This is a genomic window from Variovorax paradoxus (assembly GCF_030815855.1).
GTDB classification, from domain to species: domain Bacteria; phylum Pseudomonadota; class Gammaproteobacteria; order Burkholderiales; family Burkholderiaceae_C; genus Variovorax; species Variovorax paradoxus_M.
Genome location: NZ_JAUSXG010000001.1, coordinates 5,172,800 through 5,188,852, shown reverse-complemented (window position 1 = coordinate 5,188,852; position 16,053 = coordinate 5,172,800). Strand labels below are relative to the sequence as shown.

Here is a 16,053-nt window from a genome sequence, read left to right as displayed (position 1 = left end):
TCCTACAATCAGGGGCTATGAAGCCCGTCATCTACACCCGCGGCCAGGCACTCGCCGGCATCCTCGAAAAGCGCATCGCCATCCTCGATGGCGCCATGGGCACGATGATCCAGCGCTTCAAGCTCACCGAAGAGCAGTACCGCGGCGAGCGCTTCAAGGACTTCGAGCGCGACGTGAAGGGCAACAACGAGCTGCTCTCGCTGACGCGGCCCGACGTGATTCGCGACATCCACGAAGGCTATCTCGCGGCGGGCGCCGACCTCATCGAGACCAACACCTTCGGCGCGACCACCATCGCGCAGGAGGACTACAAGATGGCGCACCTGGCACGCGAGATGAACCTCGAATCGGCCAAGCTCGCACGCGCCGCCTGCGACAAGTTCAGCACGCCGGACAAGCCCCGCTTCGTGGCGGGCGCCCTCGGCCCCACGCCCAAGACCGCGAGCATCAGCCCTGACGTGAACGACCCGGGCGCGCGCAATGTCGACTTCGAGCAGCTGCGCGCGGCCTACTACGAGCAGACCGAGGCGCTGGTCGAAGGCGGTGCCGACGTGATCCTGGTCGAGACGATTTTCGACACGCTCAACGCCAAGGCCGCGCTGTTCGCGGTCGACGAGTACTTCGACAACAGCGGCCAGCGCCTGCCGTTGATCATCAGCGGCACCGTGACCGACGCCTCGGGCCGCATCCTGAGCGGCCAGACCGTGACCGCGTTCTGGCACAGCGTGCGCCATGCGCAGCCGCTGGCTGTCGGCCTCAACTGCGCGCTCGGCGCGGCGCTGATGCGCCCCTACATCCAGGAACTGGCGAAGGTGGCGGGCGACACCTTCATCAGCTGCTACCCGAACGCCGGCCTGCCCAACCCGATGAGCGAAACCGGCTTCGACGAAACGCCCGACGTCACCTCGCGGCTGCTGCACGAGTTCGCGGCCGAAGGGCTGGTCAACATCGTGGGCGGCTGCTGCGGCACCACGCCGGACCACATCGCGGCCATCGGCCAGGCCGTGGCGCCGGTGCCTGGACGGCTCTTGAACAACAACGCCGGCTTCTACCGCGAAGCAGCCTGAGCAGGCACCGAGGGTTCGCGCCCCCGGCTGATTGACGGCATCCGGGCCGCCGCCTAGGCTGGCGGCGCAAAGGAAGCCATTCATGAACAACAAACTCTCCATGCGCTGGATCGGCGTTGGCGCGCTCGCCGTGGCGCTGCCACTCGCGGCGACAGCGCAGCAGGCCTTCACGCGCGGCACCGTCAACATGCGCGCGGGCCCCTCGGGCGACTATCCGCTGGTGGCACACCTCGGGCCGGGCCAGCCCCTCGACGTGATCGGCTGCACCGGCGGCTACAGCTGGTGCGACGTGGTGCTGCCCGACGGCGGACGCGGCTGGGTCTGGGCGAGGAGCCTCGACTACGCCTACCAGCAGCAGCGCGTGCCGCTGGCGACCTATGGCGCGGCGATCGGCATACCCGTCGTGACGTTTGTGATCGGCAGCTACTGGGCCGACTACTACCGCGACCGGCCCTGGTACGGCGAGCGCCGCTGGTGGGGCAGCCGGCCACCGCCGCCGCCGATGCCCGGCTGGCGTCCGCCGCCGCCGGTGCGGCCGGCCTGGCAGCCCAGGCCGTGGCCGGGGCCGGGTTTCAAGCCCGCACCGGGGCCGGGCGTTCGCCCGCAGCATGCGCAAGGGCACCGTCCGCCGCAGCCCAGGCCGGACTTCCGCCCACCTTCGGACCCCGGCTTCAAGCCGCCCCGGCCGCAGCCAGCGTTCCGGCCTGGACCGCCGCCCGGCCGGCCGCAGATGCATTCGGGAGGCGGCGGAGGCGGGCGGCATGGCGGTGACCGGGGCGGTGGTGGAGGGGGCGGTCGCCACGGCGGCGGAGGTGACGGCGGCGGCAAGGGTGGAGGCCACGGCGGAGGCGGTGGCAAGGGCGGACACGGCCACCGCGATTAACTAGCCCGCAGGCGCAATCCCCGCCGCGGCCTGCCGGTCGCGCGCAATCAGCGCCACGAAGCGCTGCGCGCCCAGTCCCAGCGGGCGCTCGCGTGACCACACCACGTCGACCCACAGGTCGAGCCCGTTGCTCAAGTTTTCGAACGGAATCTCGACCAGCGCGCCGGCGGCCACGTGGGGCTTGGCGAAATTGCGCGGCAGCCATCCCCAGCCGAGGCCGGCGGTGATCAGGCTCAGCGCGGCCAGCGCGTTGTCGGTGCGCCAGACGTGGCGTGCGAATACGAAGCGCGGATCGCTGGTGGCCAGGTCTCGCCCCGCCACCACGATCTGCCGCGTGTTCGTGAGGTGCTCCTCCCGCAGGCGCTCGCCCGCGGCCGCCATCAGCACGGGATGGTGGGGTGCCATCACGGCCACCATGGTGTCGCTGCCGACTTCCTGAAAACCTTCTCGGCCGTCGAGGCTCGGGCGCTCGAACACCAGCGCCAGTTGCGCGCGGCCGCTGTGCAGCAACGCCAGCGCGTCGGCCTGCGGTGCGGCCAGCACCTCGACCTGCAGCAGCGGATATTCCTCGGCCAGCGCGGCCAGCGGCCCGCTCCAGGGCGCCGCCAGCAGCTCGGGCGCAATGGCCAAGGTGAGGCGGTTCTCGAGCCCCTGCGTGAGCGCCAGCGCCTGCACCTGCAGCTGTTTCAACTGGGCCGCCAATAAACGCGCCTGCGGCTCCAGCGATCGGGCCGCCGCGGTCGGCTGCGGCTCGCGGCCGCTGCGGTCGAACAGCGGCAGCGCCAGTTCGGCCTCGAGGTTGGCAATGGCCATGCTGACGGCCGAAGGCACCTTGTGCAGCGAGCGCGCGGCAGCCGAGAAGGAGCCGTGGTCGATCACGGCCAGGAAGACTTCGACGTTGTCACTTGAGAAGCTCATCTATCAATAAAACTGAAATAAGTTGACTTTTTATATCAGCAGCCAGCACATAAAGTCCAACCATCACCTTCACTTGCCAGAGGAATTTCATGCAGGGATTTCAGCGTCGCGTCGTCTACATCACCCTTTACGAAGGGATCGCCATCATGGCCGCCAGCGCCGGCCTGGCGCTGATGACCGACGCCGGGCTGGGCCACTCCGGCGTGCTGGCGGTGGCGGCCTCGGTCATCGCGGTGATCTGGAACCTGGTCTTCAACGCCCTGTTCGAGCGCTGGGAGTCGCGCCAGGCCGTGCGCGGGCGCAGCGTGCGCCGGCGCGTGGCGCATGCCATCGGCTTCGAGGGCGGGTTGATCGCGTTCCTGGTGCCGCTGTTCGCCTGGGGCCTGGGCGTCACGCTCTGGCAGGCGCTGGTGATGGACCTCGGGCTGGTGGTGTTCTTCCTGGTCTACACCTTCGTCTTCAACTGGGCCTTCGACCGGGTGTTCGGTTTGCCGGCGTCGGCCGCGACCATCGGGCCGGCCGCGGCGGCCGGGCAGGGGGCCTGAACAGCCCCAACGGCCGCGGCCCTTGCCGCAGCCGGTAAAATTGCGCTCCCTTCCAAGGAGCGTTGCAGCGGCGGCCCATCATCAAGAGGCCCGCCGTCAGGCTTGGAAGGCGCCCTGTTCGCCAGGGCGCAAGCCGCAAACGACGCTCACCTGACGTTTTTTCCTGCACAGGTGAGCTCCATGTCCACGCCCTACGTTCCCCCGATGAAGTTGTCCGGCCTCGAACCGGTGGCCATCGACGCCGGGTCGCTGTTCGTCAACATCGGCGAGCGCACCAACGTCACCGGCTCCAAGGCCTTCGCGCGGATGATCCTGAACGGCCAGTTCGAAGAGGCCTTGGCCGTCGCCCGCCAGCAGGTCGAGAACGGCGCGCAGGTCATCGACATCAACATGGACGAGGCCATGCTCGACAGCAAGGCCGCGATGGTCCGCTTCCTGAACCTGATTGCGAGCGAGCCCGACATCGCGCGCGTGCCGGTGATGGTCGACAGTTCCAAGTGGGAAGTCATCGAGGCGGGCCTGCGCTGCATCCAGGGCAAGGGCATCGTCAACTCCATCTCCATGAAGGAAGGCGTCGACAAGTTCAAGCACGAGGCCAAGCTCGTGAGGCGCTACGGCGCCGCGGCGGTGGTGATGGCTTTCGACGAAAAGGGCCAGGCCGACACCTACGAACGCAAGGTCGAGATCTGCGAGCGCGCCTACCGCATCCTGGTGGACGAGGTGGGCTTTCCGCCCGAGGACATCATCTTCGACCCGAACATCTTCGCGATTGCCACCGGCATCGAGGAGCACGACAACTACGCGGTCGACTTCATCAACGCGGTGCGCTGGATCAAAGAGAACCTGCCGGGCGCCAAGGTGTCCGGCGGCGTGAGCAACGTGAGCTTCAGCTTCCGCGGCAACGACCCGGTGCGCGAAGCCATCCACACCGTGTTCCTGTACCACGCGATCAAGGCGGGCATGGACATGGGCATCGTCAACGCCGGCATGGTCGGCGTGTACGACGACCTGGAGCCGACCTTGCGCGAGCGTGTGGAAGACGTGGTGCTGAACCGGCGCCCCGACGCCGGCGAGCGCCTGGTGGAAGTGGCCGAAACCGCCAAGAGCGGCGCCAAGGACGACAGCAAGAAGCTCGAATGGCGCGGCACGCCGGAGAATCCGGTGCATGTGAACCAGCGGCTCTCGCATGCCATGGTGCACGGCATCACCGACTTCATCGTCGAAGACACCGAAGAGGCCTACCAGCAGATCCTCGCCAAGGGCGGCCGCCCGCTGCACGTGATCGAAGGCCCGCTGATGGCCGGCATGAACATCGTGGGCGACCTGTTCGGCCAGGGCAAGATGTTCCTGCCGCAGGTGGTGAAGTCGGCGCGCGTGATGAAGTCAGCCGTGGCCCACCTCATTCCCTACATCGAGGAAGAAAAGCGCCAGGACGAGGCCGCGGGGCGCGACGTGCGCACCAAGGGCAAGATCATCATCGCCACCGTGAAGGGCGACGTGCACGACATCGGCAAGAACATCGTCACCGTGGTGCTCCAGTGCAACAACTTCGAAGTGGTGAACATGGGCGTGATGGTTCCGTGCCACGAGATCCTGGCCAAGGCGAAGGTCGAGGGCGCGGACATCGTGGGCCTCTCGGGCCTCATCACACCGAGCCTCGAAGAAATGCAGTACGTGGCCGGCGAGATGCAGAAGGACGACCACTTCCGCATCAAGAAGATTCCGCTGCTCATCGGCGGCGCCACCACCAGCCGCGTGCACACGGCCGTGAAGATTGCGCCGCACTATGAAGGCCCGGTGGTCTATGTGCCCGATGCCTCGCGCAGCGTGAGCGTCGCGCAAAGCCTCCTGTCCGACCAGGCCAGCGCGTACATCGATGAGATCAATGCCGACTACGACAAGGTGCGCACGCAGCACGCCAGCAAGAAGCAGGTGCCGATGTGGCCGCTGGCCAAGGCACGCGCCAACAAGACGCCGGTAGCTTTTGCGAACTACCTGCCGCCGGTGCCCAAGTTCATCGGGCGGCGCCTGTTCAAGAACTTCGACCTGACAGAGCTTGCGAAGTACATCGACTGGGGGCCGTTCTTCCAGACCTGGGACCTGGCGGGCCCGTTCCCGGCCATCCTGAAGGACGAAGTCGTCGGCACCGAGGCCGTGCGCGTGTACGCCGATGGCCAACGCATGCTCAAGCGCCTCATCGAAGGCCGCTGGCTCAGCGCCAGCGGCGTGGTCGGCTTCTGGCCCGCCAACACGGTGAACGATGACGACATCGAGCTCTACACCGACGAGACGCGCAGCGAAGTCGCCATGACCTGGTACGGCATGCGCCAGCAGACCGAAAAGCAGGTGATCGACGGTGTGACGCGTCCGAGCCGTTGCCTGGCCGACTTCGTCGCGCCGAAGGACAGCGGGCTCAAGGACTACGTGGGCGTGTTCGCGGTGACCGCGGGCCTGGGTGTCGAGAAGAAAGAGAAGTACTTCATCGACGACCTCGACGACTACTCCGCCATCATGCTCAAGGCATTGGCCGACCGGCTGGCCGAGGCCTTTGCGGAAGCGCTGCACCACCGCGTGCGCACCGACCTCTGGGGCTATGCGCCCGACGAGGGGTTGAGCAACGAGGACATGATTGCCGAGAAATATCGCGGCATCCGCCCCGCGCCCGGCTACCCGGCCTGCCCGGACCACAGCGTGAAGCGCCCGATGTTCGACCTTCTGGGTTGCGCGGACATTGGCATGACGCTGACCGAAAGCCTCGCTATGATGCCGGCCGCCAGCGTGAGCGGCTTCTACCTGAGCCATCCCGACTCGACGTACTTCAACGTCGGCAAGATCGGGCACGATCAATTGCAGGACCAGGCGGCGCGGCGCAAGCAGAGCGAATCCGATCTCGAGCGCCTGCTGGCGCCGAACCTTTGAACCTGCCGGCCGGCTTGGCCGACCGGCGCCGGGAGTTGCTATTCAGAAGTTGATATTTGCCGCCGCGCACTACGCGGCACTGGCGGTCTTTGTCGTGGGCTGCTGGGGTTTCGGACGCGCGCTGCTGGCCCGCTTGGCCCCGCCGCCGCGCCGCGATGCCTGGCTCGACGCCGCGATGTCGGCGGCCCTGGGCGTGGGCCTCTTCATCTGCGCGTTTCAGGCGCTCGCCATCTTCGGTGCCTTCAAGGTGGGCGCCACCGTGGCGCTGATCGCGGCCGGCGTCCTCGCGGCCGTGCTGCAACTGCGGCCATGGCTGCGCGAGCTGCGCACGCTTCGCGCAGCATCGGCGGCCTCCGCACCGTGGACCCGCGCCGACAAGATCGCGACGATCGCGCTCGCGCTGGTCGCCTTGCCGGCGCTGGTCGCGCCGCTCGCGCCGCCCGCCGCCTTCGACGAACTGATGTACCACCTGCCCTATGCGCGGCAGGTGGCGGAGCAGGGCGCGCTGGGCATCCACGAGTGGCTGCGCTACCCCTGGTTTCCGTACAACTACAACCTGCTCTACGCTGCCGCGCTGCAGGTGGGCGACGACGTGCTGCCGCACTTCCTCAACGCGCTGGCCGGCGCGCTGTCGGTGGTGATGGTCTTTCGCCTCGGCATGCAGCACGCCAATCGGCTCACCGCCTGCATCGGCGCGGCCATCTGGCTCGGCATCGGCGACTATTCGAATGCGCTCATCGACATGGGCGTGGCGCTCTTCGTGCTGAGCGCCTGCGTGGCGCTGTGGTGGTGGCGCGAATCGGAGCCGGTGCACAGTGGCATGCGGTGGCTCGGCGTGGCGGCGTTCTGTCTTGGCGTGGCGGCGGGCTCGAAGTACCAGGCGCTGACCTTCCTGCCGCTGGTGGCGCTGTTCGTCGTGTGGCACGAGCGCCGGCCCAAGGCCTGGGCGCTGGTGCTGCTGTGCTTCCTGCTTCCGTGCGTGTACTGGTATGCGCGCAACGCCATCATGACCGGCGACCCGTTCAACCCGATCGGCGCGCGCGTGTTCGGTTTTACCGACTGGATTCCGGCCGACTACGTGCAGCAGCTGGCCGACGTGCGCGACCACGCGGCGCGGCCCAACGTGCTGATCTGGTCGGTGGTGCTGCTGCCCTTCAGCGCCCTGTGGAAGCGCTCCGCCGCGGTGCGCGCAGCCGGGTGGTTCTGTTTCTACTCCGTGGCGGTGTGGCTGGTGACCTCGCGCTATCCGCGCTACCTCACGGCGTCGTTTCCATTGCTCGCGTTCACCGCGGCGATCGGCTGGCAGGTGCTGTTCGGCTGGGCCGCCAATGGCTTGCGCCGCCTGTTCGGCCCCAAGGCCGGGCGGGCCGCGGGCCCCGTCGCGGTACCTGTCGAAGCCCCTTCCGGCCGCGCCGGCCTTGTCGGCGACTGGGTGGCCGTGCTGCTGCTCGCCGTGCTGGCGGCCGTGTCCGTGCGCCAGACCGCGGGCAAGGTCGCGATGATCTCGCCCACACAGGAGCAGCGCGAGGCGTTCCTCCGCCAGCACGTGCCGGGCTATGCGGTGATGGACTACCTGCGCCGCACCGCCACCGGCCGCGTCTACCAGATCAACCTCAACGAGGCGATCTACTACGGCCCCAATCCGATCTGGGGCGATACCCTCGGGCCGTGGCGCTACACCGACTTCGGCCGCCTGTCGGGCAAGGACCTGGCGGGCAAGCTCGGCGGCCTGGGCTTCGTGGCGGTCGTTCTTCCGAACGCAGTGGTGCCGGTGTTCAGCGGCCGGACCGACTTCGACAAATATTTCGCCCTGCAGTACGAGCAAGACGGCAGCCGGGTCTACCGTATTCTTCCTCCCGCACCATGACCGACCTCGACCCATCCGCTGCAACCCGCGCGCCGATGCGCATTGCGGCAGTGATCCCCTGCTACAACGAGGCGCTGTCGATCGCGCAGGTGGTTGCGCAATTCAAGGCGGCGCTGCCCGAGGCCGAGATCCACGTCTTCGACAACAACTCGAGCGACGACACCGCCGCCATCGCGCGCGCGAGCGGCGCGTTCGTGACGCACGTGGCCGCGCCGGGCAAGGGCAACGTGGTGCGACGCATGTTCGCCGACGTCGAGGCCGACGTGTACATCACCGTCGACGGAGACGCCACCTACGACGTGGCCAGCGCGCGCCGCCTCGTGGATGCGCTGGTGGCAGGCAACCTCGACATGGTGGTGGGCTGCCGTGTCGACGACGGGCAGAACGCGCTCACCTACCGCGCCGGCCATCGCTTCGGCAACCGGCTGCTCACCGGCGCCGTGGCGCAGCTGTTCGGCGGCGGCCTGACCGACATGCTCTCTGGCTACCGCGTGTTCTCGCGCCGCTATGCCAAGTCGTTTCCGGCGCTCTCGCATGGCTTCGAGATCGAGACCGAACTCACCGTGCACGCGCTGGAGCTGCGCATGCCCTATGCCGAGCTCGACACCGCCTACAGCACGCGGCCCGAAGGCTCGCACAGCAAGCTCTCGACCTACCGCGACGGCTGGCGCATTTTGAAGACCATCTGCAAGCTGTTCATCAGCGAACGGCCGCTGCAGTTCTTCTCGATCATTGCGGCCTTGCTGGCGGCGGGCGCCATCGCGCTGGTGATTCCGCTGCTGCTGACCTACCTGCACACCGGCCTGGTGCCGCGGCTCCCCACGGCGGTGCTGGCCACCGGCGCCATGCTGGCCGCAATGCTGTCGATGGTGTGCGGGGTCGTGATGCACGCCATCAGGCTCGGCCGCCGCGAGGCCAAGCGGCTGCGCTACCTGGCAACGCCGGGCGTGCGCCACCGCGCACCCAGATGAAGCTCGGCCGGGAGTTCCTGTCGTTCGCCGTGGTGGGGGCGATCGGCTTCGTGGTCGACGTGAGCGTGCTGTACCTCGCGGCGCCGCTGCTGGGTTGGTACGGGGCGCGGGTGCTGTCGTTTCTTGCGGCAGCCACCGCTACGTGGGTGCTGAACCGCCGCTATACCTTCAGCGAGCGGAATGCCGGTGCCTCCGTGCTGCGCGAGTACCTTGGCTATCTGGTGACGATGCTGGGCGGCGCGGTCGTCAACTATGGCGCGTATGTGCTCGTGCTGCATTGGCTCACCGGTCCTTGGGCGCCTGCGGCCGGCGTGGCGCTGGGGAGTTGCGCGGGGCTGGTGGTGAATTTCCTGTCTGCGCGGTACTTGGTATTTCGCGCGAAGTAGCCGTCTTGCTCCCTCCCCCTCTGAGGGAGGGCGGGGGTGGGGGCAAGCGGCGCATCCATCGGGCGCTCTGGCTGCCCCCATCCCGACCTTCCCCCTGAGGGGGAAGGAGAAAGAGGAAGCGCGGCGCTCAGGGGGCGCCTGAGACGACGACCGGAATCTCGGTCGCTGGCGGCGTGTTGCGGCTGCGGCCGCAGCGCACGATGCCGTCGATCATCACCATGCCCACGCCTGGAATGTCGCCGAGCTGCACGCTTTCGAGCAGACCCGGCGCGGGCGAATGCTGCGCGCGGTCCATGAAGACGAAGTCGGCATCGCGGCCCACTTCGATCAGCCCGCAATTGAGCTTGCGGATCTTCGCCGTGTTGCCCGTGGCAAAACAGAACACCAGCTCGGCCGGAATGTTCGCGATGGACGAGAGCATGGCCACCATGCGCAGGATGCCCAGCGGTTGCACGCCCGAGCCGGCGGGGCCGTCGGTACCGAGGATCACGCGATGCGGGCACTTGAGTTCGAGCGCCGCCTTGGCCGCCGCAATGGCCACCTTCTCGTTGCCGTTGTGCACGATCTCGATGGCGCGCGAGCTCTTCTCGCACAGCTCGCACACATGCGCCTCGGGCAGCGAGGTATGCCCGCCGTTGATGTGGCCGATGATGTCGGCGTCGGCCTCCAGCACCACGTCCTTGTCGATCAGGCCCGAGCCGGGGATCGACGGGCCGCCCGTGTGAATGGTGCTCTGGATGCCGTACTTGCGTGCCCAGGCCACCATTTCCTTGGCCTCGTAGCCGGCCTTGACCGAGCCCAGGCCCACTTCGCCGAGCAGGCCCACGCCGGCTTCGGCGAGTTCCTTGAAGTCGCTTTCGACCATGCCTTTCTCGATGACCGGCGCACCGGCCAGCACCTTCACGCCGCCGGGGCGGAAGTTGTCGAACGCGCGCTGCGCGGTGATGGCCAGCGCCTTCAGGCCCACGATGTCCTTCGGACGGCCAGGCAGGTGCACCTCACCGGCCGAAATCATGGTGGTCACGCCGCCGTGCATGGTCGAGTCGATCCAGCCGATCTGGCCCTGGCGCGGCGTCCAGTCGCCGAACACCGGGTGCACGTGGCTGTCGATCAGGCCTGGCGCCACGCAGGTTTTTTTCGCGTCGATGACGGTCTTGGCGCCTTCGAGGTCGCAGTCTTTTTCCTTGCCGACCGCAACGATCAGGCCGTCGTTCACCACGATGGTGTCGGCGTCGAGGATGGGCTTGTCGATGTCGCCCGAGAGCAGCAGCCCGATGTTCTTTATGACGACTTTGCCCGACTTGCCGCCGGCTGCGATTTCTGCCATTTCGTGTGGTCCTGGTCGTGGGATGGGGTGTTGTTGTCTTGTGCCTCGTCTGCGCGCACGGTGCGCAGCACGGTCTCGATCACGAAGTTTTCCCAGTGCGTGATCGCCTCCGGCGACTCCAGCGGCTCGCCGAGGAAAGCCGTGAGCGTGTGCCGGTTGGAGGTGTAGAAATAGCCGGTGGACGCAATCAGCAGGTAGATGTCGCGCGCAATCAGGTCCTTGCGGAACAGTCCCTGCGCTGCGCCGCTGGCCAGTATCTCGGCAATGATCGCCACCGCGCGCGACGAGTATTCGCGCGCCCTGAGCGACTTCGAAATGTGCCGGCCCTTGTGCAGGTTCTCGGTGTTCAGGAGCGTGACGAACTCGGGGTTCTTGCGGTAGTAGCCCAGCACGAAGCGAATGACTTCGGTCAGCGCCTCCACGGGCCGCGAGGCGTCGAGCGCGATGGCGGCCTCGGCGTCGTCCATGCGCTGGTAGATGCCTTCGAGCACCGCAATGAAGAGGCCTTCCTTGCTGCCGAAGTAGTAGTAGATCATTCGGTCGTACGACTTGGCGGCCTTCGAGATCTTCTCCACGCTGCCGCCGTCGTAGCCGTACTTGGCGAACACCTTGGTCGCCGCCTTCAGGATGCTGTCGCGCGTGGCCTGCGCCGCCGCCTCGCGCACACCGGTGCGGCGCTGGGGCTTGGTGCTGGCGGAGCGGCTGTCGGCCATCGTGCGCGTGAGCTTGGTCTACTTTTCCGCAAACGCGCGTTCGACCACGAAATCGCCCGGCGTCGAGGTGTTGCCTTCCTTGAAGCCACGCGCCTCGAGGATGTGCTTCAGGTCGACCAGGAGGCCCGGGCTGCCGCACAGCATCACGCGGTCTTCCGCGGCATTGATCGGGGGCAGGCCGAGATCGTCCGTGAGCTTGTTGCTCGAGATCAGGTCGGTGATGCGGCCCTGGTTGCGGAACTCCTCGCGCGTGACCGTCGGGTAGTAGAGCAGCTGCTTGGCGACCATTTCGCCGAGAAACTCATGCTTGGGCAGGTGGTCGGTCACGAGGTCGTGATAGGCCAGCTCGTCGACTTGGCGCACGCCGTGCACCAGGATGACCTGCTCGAACTTCTCGTAGGTGTCCGGGTCGCGGATGATGCTCATGAATGGTGCGAGGCCGGTGCCCGTGCCGAACAGGTACAGGCGCTTGCCCGGCAGCGTGTAGTCGATCAGCAGCGTGCCGGTGGGCTTGCGGCCCACGATGATGGTGTCGCCCACCTGGATGTGCTGCAGCTTCGAGGTGAGCGGGCCTTCTTCGACCTTGATGCTCAGGAACTCGAGATGCTCCTCGTAGTTCGGGCTCACGATGCTGTACGCGCGCAGCAGGGGCTTGTTGTTCACCTTCAGGCCGATCATCGTGAAATGGCCGTTCGAAAAACGCAGCGCCGGGTCGCGCGTGGTGGTGAAGGTGAACAGGCGGTCGGTCCAGTGGTGGACGCTCAGGACGCGTTCTTCGCTGAATGCACTCATACGGAACTCAAGAGTTGGTTGGTAACTGAGGAAGGTGGCTGAGCCGAAATGCGCGCCTTTGGGGCGCAAGCCGTCGGCCGGCTCCGAACCCTCCATTGTCGTTGGTCGGAAAAACCCCGATGAACACCGCGAGAAAACACCATTGCAAGCATCGGGCCTGTTTGCTACATTGACCGCGAATGTAGTGAACGCAACATGAAAGTGTAGGGAATGCTACACAAACGGCAGACGGCGCACAAGCGGGCAGACGGCACGTTTGTTGCAAACCCCGCCGCACCGGATAGACCCCTGCACACCGCCCACGAGACCGCCCCGATGACCGAACACACCAAGACAGACGGATTGCCCGGCATGGACATGCCGGTGGTTGCCGAAGCCGGCAGCGGCGCCTTCGGCAAGGCCCCGCCGCGCAACGACAAGATGAGCACGGCCAAGGTCGAGTGCAACGCCTGCCCGGTGCTCTGCCAGATTTCCGACGGCCGTACCGGCGCCTGCGACCGCTATGCCAACCGCGAAGGCGTGCTGGTGCGCGTCGACCCCGTGGTGCTCTTGCGCCGCGCGGTCGCGAGCGAGGCGCCCACGCTGGTGCCCTTCGATAGACCGGCCGCCGAAAAAACCGCAGTGGCGGAGGCTGGCGCCCCCGACTGGAACGGCGACCTGCTGCACGCCGACGAAGTCTTCGTCACCGGCGTGGGCTCGTCCACCACCTATCCGGACTACAAGCCTGCCCCGTTCATCGTGGCCTCGAAAGCCCAGGGTGTCGACATGGTCACTGTCGTCACCGAGGGCATCTTCAGCTACTGCAGCTTCAAAGTGAAGATCGACACCGACCGCTTCCTCGGCTCCGAGCAGGCCAACGTGCGCTACCGCGGCGAAGTGGTCGGCCACGTCACCACGGCCGAATATGGTTCGCAGATGCTTTCGCTCGGCGGCGTGCATCACCTCACCGGCGGCAGCAAGAAGGAAGGCCGCATGACGGCCGAGCTGATGCAGCTGCTGGGCAACAAGAAGGCCGTCGAGTGCACCATCGACGGCGGTTCCACCCTCGTGATCCAGGCCGGCAAGGCGCCCATCGTCAACGGGGTGGAGGAGCAGCGCATGCGCGTGGGCTGCGGCTCGGCGGCGGTCGGCATCTTCGCGCGCCAGTTCGCAGGCGTGGCCGACGAGGTGGTGGTGGTCGACGACCACATCACCGGCGTGCTCACCGAGCACCAGGCCGGGCGCTGCCTCGACATGGCGCCGTCGGGCATCCAGATGCTGGGCCGCAAGTCGACACCGGGGCGCTACTTCCAGGTGGCGAACCCGGGCAACGGCTGGGGCGGCACCGACATTGCCGATCCGCTCTCGATCATCGAAGGCTGGGAAGAAGGGGTCGCGCGCCCGGGCCTGCGCCTGCTCATGACCTCGACCACCGGCGAGCATGCGCAGTGGTACGTGCTCGACGAGGCGCTGAAGCCGGTCGAGCAGGAAATGCCCGCCGAGGTGCGCCGCATCGTCGAGCGCATCGGCGAGAACTGCGAGCCGTCGCTGTGTACCGTGCTGTTCCTCGGCGGCGCGGGCGGCTCTTTGCGCGCCGGCGTCACCGAAAACCCCGTGCTGCTGACGCGCGCCATCAAGCGCGCGCTCGTCAACGTCACCTGCGGCGGCGCGCCGGCCTATGTGTGGCCCGGCGGCGGCATCACCGTGATGGCCGACGTCATGCGCATGCCCGACAACAGCTTTGGCACCGTGCCTACGCCGGCCATCGTGGCGCCCATCGAGTTCAGCATGCGGCAAAGCGACTACCAGGCGCTCGGCGGCCACATGGAACACATCTTCTCGCTCGAGCAGGCGCTCGCGCGCGGCGCGTGGCAGGAAGACGGCGCGCCACTGGCACGGCAGTGGCTCGTCATCGACGACGCGAACCCGTGGCCGCTGGGGCACGCTCCCATGCTGGGCTGAGCGATGACCATCTTTCCCTGCGCCGTGGCTGTTTCTCCTTCCCCCGCCGGGGGAAGGTCGGGATGGGGGCGCACCCCGCGCCTCCACGAAACGCCGCGTGCCCCCACCCCAACCCTCCCCCGGAAGGGGAGGGAGAAACACCTGTTGCCATGACCGCCCAACGTACCGCACTCGATGCGAACCGCTGGCATTTCAACCATGGCCCGATCGACATCGTGGCCGAGGCGTATGGCGATCCGTATGCCGTCGCGGCCGCGCACGACGCCGCCTGGGCGCGCTTCGTCCATGTGCTCGACGAACTGGTGCGCGAGCTGCCGCTGCTGCGTTTGCCCGCAAGCGACAACATGCGCCCGCGCGGCGTGGTCGCCCAGCGCATGTGGAATGCGTGCGCCGCGTTCTCGCCGATGTTCATCACGCCCATGGCGGCGGTCGCGGGTTCCGTGGCCCAGGAACTGATCGCGTTTTACGAGCGCCCCGGCGTCGAACGCGCCTGGATCAACAACGGCGGCGACATCGCGCTGCATCTTGCCCTGGGCCAGTCGGCGCGTGTGGGGGTGTATGCCGACCTGGCGCGCTTCGACTGGCAAGACACCGGCATCCTCACGACCGACGGCCAGTTCGAGATCAAGGCCGAGCAGCCGGTGCGCGGCGTGGCCACCAGCGGCTGGCGCGGCCGCAGCTTCTCGCTGGGCATTGCCGACAGCGTGACGGTCCTCGCGGCCACCGCAGCCCAGGCCGATGCGGCCGCCACCGTGATTGCCAACGCCGTCGACGTGGACGATGCCGCCATTCGCCGGCTTCCGGCCAACGAATGCAAGGACGACAGCGACCTGGGCGACCTCCGGGTCACGGTCGATGTGCCGCCGCTGGCACCTTCGCAGATAAAAAGCGCGCTCGATACGGGCGCTGTCTGCGCCAGGGTGCTGCAGAAAGGCGGGCTGATCTGGGCCGCTCTGCTCGTTTGCCAGGGGCAGTGGCGACTTATTGAACCCTTATGCTCGAAGGCGCTGCCGACGGCGCGCGCCGATGCAGTTGGTTCAGTATTTGCTTAACGAAAAGCAAGGTTCCTTTTCATGATCGATATACGCCGCGTCTTCACCCATGTCGAGCACATCCACCACGAGTTCGGCCCGCGCGCCGACACCCCGTTGGTGCGCGGTGCCATCGGCGCGGTGCTGACGAATCCGTTCGCGGGCCGCTACGAGCCCGACATCCTGCCGATGATGGCGTTGCTCGACCCGGTGGGCGTCGACATGGCGCACCGGCTGCATGCCGCCATGGACGTGCCGCTCGAGCAGATCGCCACCTACGGCAAGGGCGCCATCGTCGGCGCCGCGGGCGAGCTCGAGCACGGCGCGCTCTGGCATGTGCCCGGCGGTTATGCGATGCGCGAACTGCTCGGCTGGAAGGGCAGCCGCGCCGCCTACACCGCGGGCAAGGCCGAAGAAAAAACCGGCCAGCCCGGCAATGCGCTGTCCATCGTGCCCTCGACCAAGAAGGTCGGCCCGCCCGGCGCCACGCTCGACGTGCCGCTCACCAACATCAACGCCAGCTACGTGCGCGGCCAGTTCGATGCCATCGAGGTGCGCGTGCCCGGCGCGCCGGCCGCCGACGAGATCGTCTTCATCCTGGCCATGAGCACCGGCTACCGCGTGCATGCCCGGGTCGGCGGGCTGCTGGCCAAGGACATCAGCAAGTGGGACGGCCTGCGCTGACCCGAACAA

14 protein-coding genes and 1 riboswitch are annotated in these 16,053 nt (G+C 67.3%); of the genes, 10 read left to right on the top strand and 4 right to left on the bottom strand.

All coding sequences use genetic code 11. The annotated features are described in order from the left end of the window. Positions 1 to 17 precede the first annotated feature (17 nt). Together QFZ42_RS24635 and QFZ42_RS24630 are read left to right on the top strand one after the other, a co-directional pair. Positions 18 to 1,067, top strand: coding sequence for a homocysteine S-methyltransferase family protein (locus QFZ42_RS24635; RefSeq protein WP_281149082.1), 1,050 nt, complete (start codon positions 18 to 20; stop codon positions 1,065 to 1,067). Between the two features lie 82 nt (positions 1,068 to 1,149). Next, a complete protein-coding gene (locus tag QFZ42_RS24630; RefSeq protein WP_307703489.1) occupies positions 1,150 to 1,950 on the top strand; it encodes an SH3 domain-containing protein in 801 nt (266 codons plus the stop codon). Here QFZ42_RS24630 and QFZ42_RS24625 read toward each other — a convergent pair whose 3' ends face one another. Next, positions 1,951 to 2,868, bottom strand: coding sequence for a LysR family transcriptional regulator (locus tag QFZ42_RS24625; protein ID WP_307703488.1), 918 nt, complete (start codon positions 2,866 to 2,868; stop codon positions 1,951 to 1,953). It abuts the gene before it with no gap. A gap of 89 nt (positions 2,869 to 2,957) precedes the next feature. Here QFZ42_RS24625 and QFZ42_RS24620 point away from each other — a divergent pair, with 89 nt between their 5' ends. The 5 genes from QFZ42_RS24620 to QFZ42_RS24600 all read left to right on the top strand — a co-directional run bounded on the left by QFZ42_RS24620 (position 2,958) and on the right by QFZ42_RS24600 (position 9,556). Then, entirely contained in the window at positions 2,958 to 3,413 is a 456-nt protein-coding gene (locus QFZ42_RS24620; protein WP_307703487.1) for a PACE efflux transporter, read from the top strand. A 48-nt stretch (positions 3,414 to 3,461) separates the two neighbouring features. Beyond that, positions 3,462 to 3,568: riboswitch (S-adenosyl-L-homocysteine riboswitch) on the top strand. Between the two features lie 49 nt (positions 3,569 to 3,617). Continuing rightward, positions 3,618 to 6,332 carry a methionine synthase gene (metH, locus tag QFZ42_RS24615; RefSeq protein ID WP_307703486.1) on the top strand — a complete coding sequence of 905 codons (2,715 nt, stop codon included), beginning with the start codon at positions 3,618 to 3,620 and terminating at the stop codon, positions 6,330 to 6,332. A 52-nt stretch (positions 6,333 to 6,384) separates the two neighbouring features. Next, complete coding sequence (locus QFZ42_RS24610) at positions 6,385 to 8,199, top strand: ArnT family glycosyltransferase (protein WP_373423409.1); 1,815 nt, start codon at positions 6,385 to 6,387, stop codon at positions 8,197 to 8,199. After that, complete coding sequence (locus tag QFZ42_RS24605; protein WP_307703484.1) at positions 8,196 to 9,170, top strand: glycosyltransferase family 2 protein; 975 nt, start codon at positions 8,196 to 8,198, stop codon at positions 9,168 to 9,170. Before QFZ42_RS24610 ends, QFZ42_RS24605 begins: the two co-directional genes overlap by 4 nt. Next, a complete protein-coding gene (locus QFZ42_RS24600; RefSeq protein WP_307703483.1) occupies positions 9,167 to 9,556 on the top strand; it encodes a GtrA family protein in 390 nt (129 codons plus the stop codon). Before QFZ42_RS24605 ends, QFZ42_RS24600 begins: the two co-directional genes overlap by 4 nt. 127 nt (positions 9,557 to 9,683) lie before the next feature. Here the strand turns inward: QFZ42_RS24600 and QFZ42_RS24595 are convergent, their stop codons facing one another. Genes QFZ42_RS24595 through QFZ42_RS24585 form a run of 3 tightly spaced genes read right to left on the bottom strand, consistent with a single transcriptional unit; the run spans position 9,684 to position 12,388 of the window. Next, entirely contained in the window at positions 9,684 to 10,883 is a 1,200-nt protein-coding gene (locus QFZ42_RS24595) for an amidohydrolase family protein (protein ID WP_307703482.1), read from the bottom strand. After that, positions 10,838 to 11,596, bottom strand: coding sequence for a TetR family transcriptional regulator (locus tag QFZ42_RS24590; protein ID WP_307703481.1), 759 nt, complete (start codon positions 11,594 to 11,596; stop codon positions 10,838 to 10,840). The genes QFZ42_RS24595 and QFZ42_RS24590 overlap by 46 nt, the downstream gene beginning before the upstream one ends. An 18-nt stretch (positions 11,597 to 11,614) precedes the next feature. Further along, positions 11,615 to 12,388, bottom strand: coding sequence for a ferredoxin--NADP reductase (locus tag QFZ42_RS24585; protein ID WP_307703480.1), 774 nt, complete (start codon positions 12,386 to 12,388; stop codon positions 11,615 to 11,617). A gap of 315 nt (positions 12,389 to 12,703) precedes the next feature. On the opposite strand from QFZ42_RS24585, the gene QFZ42_RS24580 reads away from it, so the two are divergent. From QFZ42_RS24580 to QFZ42_RS24570, 3 genes are all read left to right on the top strand, one after another. After that, positions 12,704 to 14,329: a 6-hydroxynicotinate reductase gene (locus tag QFZ42_RS24580; RefSeq protein ID WP_307703479.1), complete on the top strand. Its 1,626-nt coding sequence runs from the start codon at positions 12,704 to 12,706 to the stop codon at positions 14,327 to 14,329. A gap of 149 nt (positions 14,330 to 14,478) precedes the next feature. Then, complete coding sequence (locus tag QFZ42_RS24575) at positions 14,479 to 15,381, top strand: UPF0280 family protein (protein ID WP_307703478.1); 903 nt, start codon at positions 14,479 to 14,481, stop codon at positions 15,379 to 15,381. Positions 15,382 to 15,402: 21 nt separating this feature from the next. Beyond that, complete coding sequence (locus QFZ42_RS24570; protein WP_157611275.1) at positions 15,403 to 16,044, top strand: amino acid synthesis family protein; 642 nt, start codon at positions 15,403 to 15,405, stop codon at positions 16,042 to 16,044. Positions 16,045 to 16,053: the final 9 nt, after the last annotated feature.